The organism is Polyangium sp. 15x6 (assembly GCF_029960785.1).
GTDB lineage: Bacteria > Myxococcota_A > Polyangia > Polyangiales > Polyangiaceae > Polyangium.
In genome coordinates this window covers 1-12919 of record NZ_JASBQE010000068.1, presented here as the reverse complement: position 1 = coordinate 12919, position 12919 = coordinate 1, and the positions used below count along the sequence as shown (strand labels likewise).

Sequence of the window (12919 nt, the reverse complement as noted above, 5' to 3'; positions counted from 1 at the left end):
TCGACGATGCTGCCGCGAGAATCGCCGCCGGGCCAAGTCCCTGCAAGAGAGGCCTGGTAACGTAAGCCGAGCACGGCGAGGCGGCTGAGCGCGACATGAGAGGGGTTCTTCCCGTCGAGGGCGAGCAGGAAGGCCAGCGGTACAAGCAGCGAGCGGTCGTAGCCCGATCGAATGAGAAGGAGGCTCGGAGACTCGAGCGGGAGCGGGAGCGGCTACTCCGCCGTGTGAGCTCCGCGTACGCAAGCCTCATCCGCGCATACGCCGTCTTCTCCGGGGGGCGTTCACGAGAGGAGCCCCGCTTCTCGACACTTCTCCTCCAGGACGCCGGGGTTGAAGGAGCGAGCCGCTTGTTCTCGGCAGAGCCCCCCACACTCACTTCGAGCGCGCGCGAGAGCGTGTCCTCGCTGGGCACGCCCGCCTCCTCCGAGGCGTAGCACGCTTCCCGCGCGGTCGAGCGAGCCCCATCCCGAGGTTGAACATCAATCGCTCGGGCGGGCGAACCACGACCCGTAGCGGCACGATATGAGGTTGCAGACGGTCGAGGTGGGTTCGGTGGTGGCTTCGCGCAGAGGGGGCCCGTCGTCGCAGTGGGGCGCCCGCGCGTCCGGAATCCGTAGCGGGAGCAGGAGCGGCAAGCGGATTTCGCTAGATTTTCCTGTTTCCCTCGCAAACGGAACATGGCAGTCTGGGCAAACGATCCACGGTTCCGTGGATCGAGGGCTCGGGGAGGGCAGCGCGTGTGAATGAGGGTGGGGACGTCCGAACGGAACTCGCAAAGCTCTCCCAGGACCTCGAGCGGGCGCGTCGCGAGCTCGCTGCGCGCGAGGACGAGCTCCAGTGCCTTTATCGGGTCGCGAGCACCGCGATGGATGCCGAGAAGGGCCTGGAGGACAAACTGAACGGCATCCTCGAGATTGTATCGACGAGATCGCAGGGCATGGAGGTCGTCGGCGCCAGGATCGTCCTGGAAGGACGCTCTTTCGAGACCCCGCGCTTTTCCGAGACACCTTGGCGGCAGTTCTGCGAGGTCATCGCCGACGGCACGCACGTCGGCGTCGTGGAGATATTTTATGCGCGCGATCTCCAGTCGCAGGGCGACGAAACGTCGGAGGCATGGCAGCCGCGCTTCATCAACGCCGTCGCAAAGGTCGTGGGCGAACGATTACGCGAAACGAGAGTGGAGCGTCGCATCGGTGAGCGCGTCAAGGAGCTCCATTGTCTTTATAATGTCTCCGAGCTGACCCATGACGATTCCTCCTCCAGGGAGGACGTTTTCCAAGGTATCGTCGAGAGCATCCCGCCGGCTTTTCAATACCCGGAGGTCACTCGCGCCCGCATCGTCTGCGAGGGCGAGACGTTCGTCTCGGAATCGTTTCGAGAAGGGCCATTTCGTCAGTCGCAACGAATCGCCATCGATGGCAGAACCATCGGCACAGTGGAAGTCTTTTATCTCGAAGAGAGGCCCCCCGGCGATGAAGGGCCGTTTTTGAAGGAGGAGCGTCACCTCCTCAAGGTGCTGGCTGAACGCCTCGGCGATTTCGTGCGTCGCCGTCACGCGGAAGATCTGGAGATACGCAAATCGCTCGAGCTCCAAGCCTACAACCAGGAGCTCCAGCAGCAGCTCCAGGTGGTCAGAGAGCAAAACGAGGTCATCGTCCGCCAACGCGACATCATCCAAGAGTTGTCCACGCCCGTCCTCGAAGTCTGGGACGATATCCTCACGTTGCCCATCATCGGGCTCATCGACACCAAGCGCGCAGCCGAGATCATGCAGCGATTGCTCTCGGCGATCGTCGAGAAACACGCCAAATTCGTCATCGTCGACGTCACGGGCGTGCCCATCGTCGACACGCAGGTCGCCGATCATCTCATCCAGGTTGTACAGGCAGCGAGCCTTTTAGGGGCCTCCTGCATGCTCACGGGCATTCGACCCGCCGTGGCCCGAGCGCTCGTCGAGCTCGGGGTCGATTTGTCTGCAATGAACACACGCCGCAGCTTCCGCGCGGGATTGCGTGAGTGTGTGCAGTCGGCGAAGCGGCCTGCGAAGTGCTGATGATGCTCATCGGAAGCGGGGGCGGGAGCGCCGCTAGCAGCTTGTCTGCTGCGCGCCCCGAATCGTCGGTCGACATCGCCCGAAATCCTTCAGGATTCCTCGCTCCGTCGCCCTCGCTTCGGGGCGCTCGCGACGATCATTCCACAGGCTGCTAGGCGCCCCAGCCCGGCACGCGCGCGCGGCGGAGCACCAGCGGCAGGCAAAACGCGGCGCCCGCCCACGCTTCGAGGTACGCCGCGAGGCTCCGGGCGATCAGCCGAGGATCCTCGTTCCGCCCGATCCACACCACCTCGGGATCCGGCGAAGCGTCGACCACGCGCAGCGCGATGCTCCCGGAGTCGGGGAGCCCGCCGATGACGAAGAGGTGCGCGTGGGGGTCGACCTCCCACCAGTGCTCGCCCCACACGTTCACCGGCCAGAGCGCGGGCTCGGACAGCTCCCTCGGCGGGACGACGCTCACGGTGGAGTGGCCGTCCGTCGAGAACACCGCCACGCCGTTGAGCTTCGACCACAGCGCGTGGAGCAGCGCGGGGAACGGAGCGCCGGTCTTTCGCGTGTAGTCGTCGGCGAGCGTGTCGAGCCCCTCGGCGTCGGGCGCGCCGATCTCCACGCACACCACGTCCTCGAGCTCCACCACCCTGTCGGCCTCGCGCCAGGCGGCGGTCAGCGCGTCGAGCTCTTCGAGCTGCGCCGCGATGCGCGCTACGAGCGCGAGCTCCTTGGACGTGGGCTCGGGGCCCGGCGCGCGATCCCAGAGGCGCAGCCCGAAGCGGCCCACGATGGTGCGGAAGGCCTCGGTGCCCTCTGCGCCGCGCTCGGCGGCGAGCCGTTGATCCGCTGATCCCAGGCGGCGAGCGCGTCGCGCAGCAGCGGCTCCAGCCGATCACGCGCCGCGATCACCGCCGCGCTCGCGTGCATGCCGAACACGCTGCCCGGCCCGTTCGTGATCGCCGCCAGCGCCTCGGCCAGCGCCTGCACCCGCGCGCCCAGCCCTTGCTCGAGCTGCGCGCCGGGCCGATGCTCGGCGATGCGCTGCTCGACCCATGCCACCACATCGCTCATGGCGGCAGGCTAGTCGAAGGAGCCCTTCTTGGCACCCGGCTGGGCAGGCCCACGATCGCATCCTCGAAGCCATGACGCGCGGCGAGCACGACGTGCGCGTAGCTTCCTGGAGAAGTGAGCGTTCGCGCCTTCAGCTGCCGCGGTGGAGGCGTTCGATGATCGCCTCCGCCCGCGCGAGCGCATCGCCGTAGGCGTTCGGCGGAAGAGCGCCGTCGATGTTCCAACGCGGTCCGCGGCCGCGAGCGCGGTCGACCTTCTTCTTCACTCCACGACCGCCGACCGAGGCCGCGTCGCACATCGCATTCCAGTGCTGAAGGCTCTCGGCCATGAAGAAGAAGCCTTCTTCGTGCGAGTAATAGAGGACGACGGCGTCGTCGTCCGGAGCCTCGAGGAAGACGAGCACGCCGACGTAGTCGCCATCCGATCCGGCGATGGGGAAGAACGGCGTGTCGAATCCGGAGCCGACGAGATCGTCCCAGTCGGGATCGGCGCTCAGCCAATCGAAGTTCGACATGTCGAGCGACGTGTTGCCCTTGGGCGTCAGCGCTTCCCCGTACTCGGCGAAGAAGTCCTCGGAACGTTCGCCCTGGGGGTTCTGCAGCGCGGCCGCGAGCGACGGAGAGACCGCGGCGACCGCATCGAGCGGTCGTGGCAGCACGCTCAATGCGTCGCGCTTCGCGGATTCGCGCGCCTCGTTGGCCGCGCGTTCTTGGCGCACGAACTCGGGCTCGGGGATGTCGAGCAGGTGCTCGAGTCGGTAGTAGAGCCGTGCCTGCTCTTTCGCATCGCCGATCTCGGCGAAGTGATCGAACCATTCGCGAAGCGCGCCGCGCGCCTCCTCGACGAGCGCGCTCGGATCGTCGAACGCGTCGGGCGTCGTCTTCATACCGAACAAGAGCGTCCGGTCCCCTTTGAAGAAGCTGCGTAACGCGAGCAGGTCATCGATGGCGGTGATGGTCCGCGACGGCGGGCGAGCCTCTTCGATCATCCGCATCGCCCAGCTCTGCATTTTCTCTTTTGAGATGGCCACGCGGAGAATGTTCCACCACAAGGGCAAGCGTGCACTCGCGATGGTTGAAATTCGTCGTGGAGGATCTCTGTGAGCGATGAACGACAGGTTCACTCGCCCGCAGGCGACGCCGAAGGCGCGATCGAGCCACCGCGCTCGCGGGCGATCTCTCCAGCACGGTGATCACGCCCGGCGGCAAGCCGGTCTTAGTCGCGCGGCGCCGTCACGAGCTTCGTGCCGCAGAACGGGCAGAACGCGATCGCGGGGCCATACGTCCGCTGATAACCCGCCATGCCGGACGAGCCCTGCTCGAGATCGGCGAGCCAGAAGCCCTTTGCATCTTCGCGCACGAATCTGCGGTTGCGTGCGTCGGCAAAGGCTTTGCACGAGCATCCCGTCACGTCCTTCGTCACCGTATCACCTCTTCGTTCGGCCAAATTACTACGACGGCGGTCCGAATGGCACGCGCTTGCGCCGCGAGGACGCGCTCGATGATGCCTCCGGCGCCGAGCCAATAATAGATGCTGACGATGATCCAGAGGACCGCTGTTGCTCCCGCGACCGCCCGAAACCACTTCGGAATACGCTGCGCCGACATCGGGGCGACCATAGACGGGGCCGTTCGGTTCGGCAAGCCGGGGCGCGCCGCTGGCCGTGAGGCCTATCCTCGGGTCTCTCGCGGAGAATGCGCCTCATCGTCGAGTTTTTCTTGCCCTGCGAGCACACGTATGCATCCGCGCCGGCAATCAGCGGGGACGAGACGTTCACCGAAGGCGGCGCATCAGGGCTGCCTCCCGTGGTCATTCGGGGGCATCGTCGCGGTGCGGCTCGCGGAATGCCTCGCCGACCCAGCGAACCTCGCGCAGGCGTTTGTCCGAGAACAAGAGACGGAAGGTCCGGTAGCCATCGCCCATGCGAACGTCGTACTCCCACACGGCCTCGTTCTCGACGTGACCATCGAAGAACGGAGCCCCGGCGGCCTGGAAGATCTCTTTGCTGGTCATCCCGGGGCGGACACGCACCAGCGCCGCGTGCCAGTCGTCGGGCCTGGGCTGCGCGAGCTCCTGGAAGGCGTTGGACGGCTCGAAATCTGCCCCGAGGCGCACCAGCGCGGTCTGGGCGCGGAGGCGATCACGAGAGCGTGTGGCGCTCCAGATGGAGTTCATGATGTGAGCGTCGGGGCTGGAAGCTCGCGACTCCAGCGAGAGAATGAGCGGGATGGCGTCGGTCAGGCCATCTTGCCCCGCAAAGAGCGCCATGGCCCCGGCCCGCGGCAGGTCGCCCTGTTCGAGCGCGGACTGCAGTGAATCAAGGATCCAGATGCGCTCGGCGCGAGAGAAATCGACGCTTTTCTCGGCTTCCCGATCGCGCGTCGCGGTCGCGGGGTCGAAGCACACGCGCAGCCGCCTCTCCAGGCGAAGCACGAAGCGAAGCCCCTGCGCCGTCTCGACAAAGAGCCCCGCGGGGACCGCGGTCCAGAAGGTGCCGGCGGTCGAGGTGCGCTCGCGAAAGCTCCCCGATTCGAGCAGATCGCGCCGGAGCAAGCTCAGCACGTTGCACGCCCCGGTGAGCGTCCCCTTCGGATCAACGAAGATCAGCTCGTCGTCCGCGTGGAGCACCGCACACGAGCCGTCGTCGTGGACGAACCCCGCCCAGGGGCAGGCCGACGGGCGCTCGTGCCGCCACCGGAGATGCTCGCTCGGGAGCGCCGCGCGGTAGCCGGCCACCTCGGCCTCGAAGAGCTGGTGCTCGTAGTGAGGCGAGCGAAAGATGTCGCGCCACCCTCGGCCCGGAGCAGGATGGACCGTGAGGCGCATCCTCCGTTCGTGCGAGAGGGCGTCGATGGGAGGGTACTGGTAGGCGCTGCGCGGCTTCGTCATGGTCCGGCCCCCAGGATAACCCAGGGCCGGCGGTACGCCTGGCGTCAGGTGCGGGGGTCAGGTCAGCGGATGAAGAAGAAGAGCGCTTAGGGAAAATAACCCGTCGGTTCCCGAGGAGCGCGAGCGGCGCGAGGAAGACGCCCGGCTTCCAGCCGTCCCGGCGGGCACGATCGTGCGCGACGAGCGCGAGCACGCCGAACAGCGTCGAGAGGACCGCGTGCCTGTTCGCAATCCAGCCGATGTCCGTCGAATGGGCGTCGTCGACCGCGAAGATCAGCGCGGCGATCCCTGCGGCGACCGTGGCGCCGAGCAGCCTTCGATAAAGGCGGGCCGCGAAGAAGGCCGTCGCTGCGAATACAAGAATGCTCTCGGCGTGCATGAACCAGTGCGCGTTCGGCCAGGCGCGGTAATCAAGCGCGTGCCACAGCGAATCGAGGGGGCGGAAGAGCTGGCGCAAGTGCCAAACGCGAGGACCCACTTCGGCTCGGTCATTTGCTCGTAGATCCGACGGAGCGCCGGCGCCTGACGCTGGCTGATGGTTCCGACAACCCAGAGGAGGTCCGCCTGACGCGGCGAGAAGCGCGGTATTTCCGCGCCGAAGCGTGAGTGATCGAAGCGCGGGCCGGAAAGCGCCATGAACTCCATGCCGCAGCACGCAGTCACGAACGGATAGCAGAAGAGCGAGTACTTGCGCGCCCACCCAAGCATCGCTTCGAGGCGCGTGGTGGCGAAGCCACCGTCGCCGTCGCGGAGGGTCACAGTGCGATTCGGCTCTACCATTTGAGAGATCCCTTCTTCACGAGCGCGCCGATGACGTGTCCAGCAAGCGCACGGGCCGATAATTCCCCGCACTGAAGGGTCGTTCCACGACGGCTGGCGCGCCGTTCGTTGGGCACATGCTCCACCTCGAGCAGGGTCGCTTCGAAGAGCGTACGACCTCGCGTTCGATACGACTAGGACATTGATCGCAACGGTTCCAGACCCTATGGGTCTGAATCATGGAGCTACTTCACCTGCGGTACTTTATCGCTGTCGCTGAAGCGGAGCACTTCGGAAGGGCTGCCGAGCAGCTTCACATTTCGCAGTCGCCGTTGAGCCGGCAGATCGCCCAGCTCGAGGAGGAGATCGGCGCCAAGCTTTTCGTAGCCTCAGGACGCGGGGTAAAGCTGTCCCCCGCCGGCCGTAGCTTCCTGGAAGGTGCGCGCGCCACGCTGGCACGCGCCACGCGGGCGGTCGAGGACGCCCTCGAGGCGGCGCAGGGCCGCATCGGAACGGTCGTGGTCGGATTCGAGGGCGGCATGGCCTACAGCGGCCTGCTGCCCAGGGGCGTGCAGATGTTCCGCGCACGTCATCCGCGCGTCGAGGTGCGCCTCGTGCCGCTACCCGGATCGCCGACCTGAAGAACGAGCGCTTCATATGGATCCCGCGCAAGCGGAGTCCGCGGCTCCATGATGACGTCATCGCCGCGTTTCGAGCGCGTGGCCAAACGCTCGAGATCGCCCACGAGGAGGCGGACAACGAAGCCCTCGTCACGCTCGTCGCGAGCGGCGAGGGTCTCAGCTTCTTTACGGAGAGCGCCGCACCCTTCATCCGAGTTGGAGCGGTCCTCAAGCGGGTTCGTGACCTGGACGTCGTCATCCTTGGTCGCTCCGTGTGGCGCGCCGCTGACGAAGCGGATCCGCTCGTACGCTCCTTTCTCGAGATCACGAATTCTGAGCACAGTGCCCGAGAGGTCTCGGATGAGCGTCAATAAATGCTCCCCGGCTACAGCAAGACACCATCCCCCGTGGATATCGCGCTGAGTGTCGAGTTCTTCATCGAGTTTTCTTGCACGGCGAGCACACCGATGCATCGGCGCCTTCAAACAGCAACCGCGAGACGTTCACCGAAGCCGCCCTTCATCGTTGTCCCAGCCGGCGCGCCTCCGGATCGAGGAATGCGTTTTTGGCGGGCACACTCGCACGCCCCCCGGGGGCACTCCTCCCGAGGGGCCGCGCGAACGAAACTCTATTATCGCAGCCAACAGCTTGCCGACCGCCGCGTGCGCGTCGCGCGCAGCCTCGGTCGAGGGATTTCCAAGGGGCATCTCTTGGAGCAATCGCGTCGCCACCGTGCCCGGGCGAGCAAGCCCATCATCACCACCCCGAAGATCGCGCTCCCGCCCTCGCCGCTTCCGGTGGGCGACGCACTGCAACCACCGGAGTCATTCGATGGCGGCGCACAACCAACGGGGATCTTGCCGGCGGGCGACCAACCATAGGGCCATTCCGAGGGCACGAACGAGACGTCGAGATCCTCCGCCAGCGTCTCCCCGGAAGCAAAGACGAGGCCCTGCTTCAGTCGGACGTGAACCGCCTGCGTCGTGTCGGGCTGCGAGGCGAGGGGCTTGTAGGTGATCGATACCCCGGTGCCGTCGTGCTCCGCGGTGCCGACGCCCGCGAGATCGAACCCATCGATCGCGACGGAGAAGAAGGACGAGTGATCGCTCAGATCGCCCGGGTTCATCACGGGCTCGGAGAGGTACACCTTCAGGGCGACCAGCTCCTCTTCTTCGCTCACGATCTCGACCTCGGCCACGCTCGGGTTTGCAGCCGTCGAGAAGGTGATCCGGTTCGGCGGGCGAACACAATGGACCGTCTCGTTGAATGCAGAGACCGTGAACGTGCGGTCCGCGGCGAGGGGCGCCTGCGGGGTGAGCGTGAAATCGGACCCGGATTGCGTGGGTGTCACGACGAAATCGACAGGGAGCGCGGCGCCGGTGTCATCGGTGAAGCTGGGCTTCTGCGGCTGGGCGCACGTCGAGAACCCGGTGATCACGACGTCCGCGGGCGTCGACGTCTGCCCATTCCGAGGGTTCGTGAGGAACGTTTGGCACGTGAGCGGCGCGTCCGACGCAGGGGCGCTCGTGCTGGTCACGAGGACGGCGGCGCTGGTCATGAGCGAGAGCAGCGTGACGGTCACGGGGGGTTGCCAGGGGACTCCGGGGCGCATGGTCACCTCGATGAAGCCAGGGTTGAAGCAAAGATCCACGCAGAAGCGTGAGCCTGGCAGTCTGCGCCGCCGCTGGCTGAAGGTGTATGGGAAGCACGAATTTCGCGATCCAGGATGCTCGTGCGAATGGGGAGCGTTCGTCGCGCTGCTCCAGAAGGGGAGGCGGGAGCGGGAGCGCGGGTCAGAAATCTGCGCGTTTTCTGGCCCCCCCTCCCGCAGGCCGCGTATCTCCCGGATGAGCCGGGGATGCGAACAGTCCGCATCCATCGAAGCATTCAACCAAGAGGAACAGCGCATGGCGGGAACGAACAAGGGCAAGCTTCGGGTCGGAATCGTGAGTGCAAACTGGGGCGCGATCGCCCACCTTCCGGCGTGGCGGCTCCTCGATGACGTCGAAGTCAGCGCGATCTGCACGTCGCGACAGGAAACCGCCGAAGCCGCCGCGAAGCAATTCGCCGTGGCCCGGCCCTTCTGGGACTTCGAAGCCATGTGCGCCGATCCGGACATCGATGTCATCGACGCGGGCACGAACCCGAACCTCCGCGAGAAAATCGTCACCGCGGCCCTGAACGCCGGCAAGCACGTGGTCAACCAGCTGCCCTTCACTTCCTCGCTCGAAGCGGCCGAGAGGCTTGGGGCGCTGCAGCGCGAGAAGGGCGTCGTGGGCGCCGCGGCATGCAGCCTCGTCGGCCTGCCGCACCTGGCGCTCATGAAGGAGATGATTGACGAGGGGACCATCGGCGAGGTCTTCCAGGTGCATTGCTCCTGGCAGATGTCGTTCTTCCTCGAGATCTTCCCAGGCTTCCCCTACACGTGGTTCGGCAAGTCGGGCCTGGGCGTGAGCGTCACGCGCAATCATGGGTCGCACATGCTGCATGCCCTCCGGCAGGTCTTCGGCCCCATTCAATCCGTCGTCGGGCAGATGCAGACGCAGTTGAAGACCTGGAAGCTGCCGAGCGGGGAGATCATGCAGGTGGAGACCGATGACACCTCGCATTCCCTGCTCAGGTTCGCGAGCGGCGCGATGGGAACCCTGACGACCTCGTGGACCGCGGCCGACTGTCCGGGTTTTCATATCGACGCGTTCGGCAGCAAGGGTCGCCTGCGGCTCGACGCCCTGCGCTATCCGAGCGTCGGTTCCGCCAAGCTGTACGCGGCCAAGAGCGATTTCGCCATGGAGCCCACGGGCAAGGAAGTGCCGGTCCCGGAGCGCCTGTGCATGGTCGACGGCCGCGTCGTCGCAGCCGATCCGAACGATGGAAGCGGCGGGCAGCGCGTCTCGCTCGGGAGGCTTTTCGACGGATTCGCGCAGGCCGTCCGCGACGGGGGCGAGCCGCCGGCCAGCTTCGCGCGTTCGCTCGAGGTGCAAAGGATCATCGAGGCGCTTTACGCGTCGCACCGGCGCAAGGCGTGGGTCGACCTCACACCCGGAGTCGACCTCGGCTGAGGAAGGCGTGGGCCTCGCGAAAACCACCTCGCGAGGCCCGCGCCCGAGCAGGCGAAATCAGGGCATCATCGAGCCGCCGCCGCCGGCGCCGCCCATTCCCCCGGCGCCGCCGCTGCCGCCCATTCCTCCCGCGCCGCCCATCCCGCCGGCGCCGCCCATTCCCCCCGCGCCGCCCATTCCGCCAGTCCCCGTCGTGCTGCTGCTGCTGCTCGACGAGGCCGTCGTGTTGCTCCCGAGGGGCACGTTTTCCTCCTCCACGTCCCCGCAGGCAACGAGCGCGGCGCCGCAAAGCGCTGCGCCCGTGAGGGCCACGGCAAGGATTCGCATGGGATTACTCGACGAAGATCGCACCCGTCATCCCGAGGGTGCCGTGCGTGTCACAGTAATAACCGAACACGCCCTTGTTCGGGAGGTTGAAGCTCGCCATCGTTCCGGAGGTCGTCTTCTTGATCGGCGAATTCGGGTCCTCCGTCTTCATGATGCCGTCGACCGTGCCGCCCACGAGCGGGTGGCTCAGGAAATTCACATCGAAGATGACGTCCGTCCCCGCCTTCACGCGAATGCACTTCGGGGTGTACGAGATCATCATGGTCTTCACCGTCGTCGACGCGTCAGCCGTGTGATCCTCGGCCATGTCCACGGTGCAGCCATTGACCGCCATCATGCCGCCGCCGCCGGCGCCGCCCATCCCGCCCATCCCGCCACCTGCGCCGCCCATCCCGCCACCTGCGCCGCCCATCCCGCCCATACCACCGCCTGCGCCGCCCGTACCGCCCATACCGCCACCGGCGCCGCCTGCGCCGCCCATTCCACCGGTGCCGCCGCCGGTGCCGCCCGTGCCGGCCGTCCCGCCCGAGCCGCCGGTGCCCGTATCGTCGCCACAGCCCGCGCCCGCCGCCAGCATCGCGCCCACGACCACAAGCATTCCGATTGTTCGCATGTTCAAGCTACCGACCTTTCTCGCGTGGTCCGGCCTCCCCCCCGGATGCCGGATCCACGTATGAACAGACCCTATCATCCTTTCCGTATCCACGTCTTCACGGACGCACGACCTCGACGTGGCTGGAATCTACGATTACCATCCTCCATGCATACCAAATCCGGCCACATCTGGAATCCTGGCTGACCATCCTACCCGGATGCCATGGTTGGTCCGCTCGGGACTTCCGCCGGGGCGAGGATCGGCTTACCCTTCCAGCAGTCGTGCTGCGTTACGCTCCTCCGCCGGATTTTCGGTACGTGTGGCTCGTCCCGGGGCCGAGCTTCCGGGCGCTCACGATCGCCGCCGGCACCGTGGGGCTTTCCAGCCTCGGCCTCGCGCTCGGGCCGGAAACGGCGGCCTGGTCGCTCACGTCGGGATCCCTCCCGATCGGGCTCGCCGTGGCCGGCGGCGCCGCGTTCGCCGTCGGCCTCGTGCGGCAGATCCAGAGGCCGCGGGCGCCGCCCGGGGCGCGCGAGGTGAACATGGCCATCGTGCCCTGGGGCGTGCTCGTCGACCCGGGCGCCGAGGCGCGGATTCTGCGCTGGTCGGCCATTCGAAAGGTCGATGTGGCGGTCAGGCACACGCTGCGCGGCGGGACGCCCGCGATCGTATCGAGCGTGGTGACCGTGCAGACCGAGCACGACGTGCTCGTCGGGCACGCTGCCGGGGCCGTGGGCCTGGAGTCGCTCACGGTGAACCTCGATGCCTACGCGGACGAGGCGGCGCGGCCCTTGGCGACGGATCTCGACGGCATGGACGTGCTCGGCGAGGACGGGATCGGGCCCGTGGTGGGCCTTCTGCTCCGGCACGCGCAGGAGCTCTGCTCGACGAGCCAGGGGGCCTCGCGGCTGCACCTGCCGGCGGGCGATTATCGCCGGGCGCTGCTGCGGGCGCCGGGGCCCGAGACCTTGGTCGTGCTCGGCCGCGCGCTCGCGGGTGACGTGCCGGGGTCGGCGGATCCGCGGCCGATCGCGGCGATCTGCGCGGCCTTGCTCGGCGCGAAGGAGGTCACGCCGAAGCTGCTACGCCTGTCGAGCTCGCCCCACCCGATCGTGGCCGCCGTGGCGCGCGCGGCGGCGCTGCGCCTCGGCGTCGCCCCCGCGAAGGTGGGGTCGATCGAGGAAGTCGACGAGTTCTTGTTCGAGGAAGACCGCGAGACCATCGCCCGGATCGCCGCCGGGCTCGATGGAGCGGCATGACGCGGTTCGTATTTCGTTATGTAATCAAAGGAAAAACAGACGGGACTTTCTTGCGGGCCCCCTCGCTCCCCTGCTAGCTCTCTGGGAGGAGCAAGGGTGGTGCAGCGGCGGATCGTGATGGGGCTCATCGGGCTCGGGGCGCTTGGCCTCGGCGCCTGCGCGCGCTCGGTGCCGATGCCCGGCGAGACCACGTCGAGCGCCGAGGGCGGGACGGCCTCGTCCGCGTCGGCCGCCACGAGCGCCTCCGCCGCGCCCGCGGCCGTCGCCGTCGCCACGACCGCAGCCGCGCTCGCGCC

At 67.1% G+C, this 12919-nt stretch carries 16 protein-coding genes and 1 pseudogene; 7 read left to right on the top strand and 10 right to left on the bottom strand.

The window, feature by feature from the left end:
• Window positions 1-739 precede the first annotated feature (739 nt).
• Window positions 740-2053 carry an STAS domain-containing protein gene (locus QHF83_RS36110; protein WP_282422582.1) on the top strand — a complete coding sequence of 438 codons (1314 nt, stop codon included), beginning with the start codon at window positions 740-742 and terminating at the stop codon, window positions 2051-2053.
• A 151-nt stretch (window positions 2054-2204) separates the two neighbouring features.
• Here QHF83_RS36110 and QHF83_RS36105 read toward each other — a convergent pair whose 3' ends face one another.
• From QHF83_RS36105 to QHF83_RS36080, 6 genes are all read right to left on the bottom strand, one after another.
• Window positions 2205-2831 (bottom strand): SMI1/KNR4 family protein, encoded by a 627-nt coding sequence (locus tag QHF83_RS36105; RefSeq protein ID WP_282422581.1) that lies wholly within the window; start codon window positions 2829-2831, stop codon window positions 2205-2207.
• Window positions 2756-3115, bottom strand: a complete 360-nt coding sequence (locus QHF83_RS36100) for a hypothetical protein (protein ID WP_282422580.1) — start codon at window positions 3113-3115, stop codon at window positions 2756-2758. The genes QHF83_RS36105 and QHF83_RS36100 overlap by 76 nt, the downstream gene beginning before the upstream one ends.
• Window positions 3116-3245: 130 nt before the next feature.
• A complete protein-coding gene (locus QHF83_RS36095; protein WP_282422579.1) occupies window positions 3246-4145 on the bottom strand; it encodes a hypothetical protein in 900 nt (299 codons plus the stop codon).
• Window positions 4146-4330: 185 nt separating this feature from the next.
• Window positions 4331-4537, bottom strand: coding sequence for a hypothetical protein (locus QHF83_RS36090; protein WP_282422578.1), 207 nt, complete (start codon window positions 4535-4537; stop codon window positions 4331-4333).
• Window positions 4534-4722 (bottom strand): hypothetical protein, encoded by a 189-nt coding sequence (locus QHF83_RS36085; RefSeq protein WP_282422577.1) that lies wholly within the window; start codon window positions 4720-4722, stop codon window positions 4534-4536. Before QHF83_RS36085 ends, QHF83_RS36090 begins: the two co-directional genes overlap by 4 nt.
• Before the next feature lie 202 nt (window positions 4723-4924).
• Window positions 4925-6004, bottom strand: a complete 1080-nt coding sequence (locus QHF83_RS36080) for a hypothetical protein (protein WP_282422576.1) — start codon at window positions 6002-6004, stop codon at window positions 4925-4927.
• Window positions 6005-6176: 172 nt separating this feature from the next.
• On the opposite strand from QHF83_RS36080, the gene QHF83_RS53585 reads away from it, so the two are divergent.
• On the top strand, window positions 6177-6506 hold the full coding sequence (locus tag QHF83_RS53585) for a hypothetical protein (RefSeq protein ID WP_348980508.1): 330 nt from the start codon (window positions 6177-6179) through the stop codon (window positions 6504-6506).
• On the opposite strand, the pseudogene nuoB reads toward QHF83_RS53585, so the two are convergent.
• Window positions 6449-6712 (bottom strand): annotated as a pseudogene (nuoB, locus tag QHF83_RS53580) (NADH-quinone oxidoreductase subunit NuoB); the annotation flags it as partial. The gene QHF83_RS53585 and the pseudogene nuoB overlap by 58 nt on opposite strands.
• Before the next feature lie 290 nt (window positions 6713-7002).
• Here nuoB and QHF83_RS36070 point away from each other — a divergent pair.
• A complete protein-coding gene (locus QHF83_RS36070; protein ID WP_282422575.1) occupies window positions 7003-7404 on the top strand; it encodes a LysR family transcriptional regulator in 402 nt (133 codons plus the stop codon).
• Window positions 7290-7757, top strand: coding sequence for a LysR substrate-binding domain-containing protein (locus tag QHF83_RS36065; protein ID WP_348980505.1), 468 nt, complete (start codon window positions 7290-7292; stop codon window positions 7755-7757). The genes QHF83_RS36070 and QHF83_RS36065 overlap by 115 nt, the downstream gene beginning before the upstream one ends.
• Window positions 7758-8014: 257 nt before the next feature.
• Here the strand turns inward: QHF83_RS36065 and QHF83_RS36060 are convergent, their stop codons facing one another.
• On the bottom strand, window positions 8015-8995 hold the full coding sequence (locus QHF83_RS36060) for a hypothetical protein (protein WP_282422574.1): 981 nt from the start codon (window positions 8993-8995) through the stop codon (window positions 8015-8017).
• Window positions 8996-9290: 295 nt separating this feature from the next.
• Between QHF83_RS36060 and QHF83_RS36055 the strand changes: the two genes are divergently transcribed.
• Window positions 9291-10442 carry a Gfo/Idh/MocA family oxidoreductase gene (locus tag QHF83_RS36055; protein ID WP_282422573.1) on the top strand — a complete coding sequence of 384 codons (1152 nt, stop codon included), beginning with the start codon at window positions 9291-9293 and terminating at the stop codon, window positions 10440-10442.
• 57 nt (window positions 10443-10499) lie between these two features.
• Here QHF83_RS36055 and QHF83_RS36050 read toward each other — a convergent pair whose 3' ends face one another.
• Window positions 10500-10769, bottom strand: a complete 270-nt coding sequence (locus QHF83_RS36050) for a hypothetical protein (RefSeq protein WP_282422572.1) — start codon at window positions 10767-10769, stop codon at window positions 10500-10502.
• A gap of 4 nt (window positions 10770-10773) precedes the next feature.
• Window positions 10774-11382: a plastocyanin/azurin family copper-binding protein gene (locus QHF83_RS36045; RefSeq protein WP_282422571.1), complete on the bottom strand. Its 609-nt coding sequence runs from the start codon at window positions 11380-11382 to the stop codon at window positions 10774-10776.
• A gap of 263 nt (window positions 11383-11645) precedes the next feature.
• Here QHF83_RS36045 and QHF83_RS36040 point away from each other — a divergent pair, with 263 nt between their 5' ends.
• A complete protein-coding gene (locus QHF83_RS36040) occupies window positions 11646-12623 on the top strand; it encodes a hypothetical protein (protein ID WP_282422570.1) in 978 nt (325 codons plus the stop codon).
• Between the two features lie 99 nt (window positions 12624-12722).
• Window positions 12723-12919: hypothetical protein (locus QHF83_RS36035; protein WP_282422569.1), on the top strand; the 197-nt coding region annotated here is incomplete at its 3' end.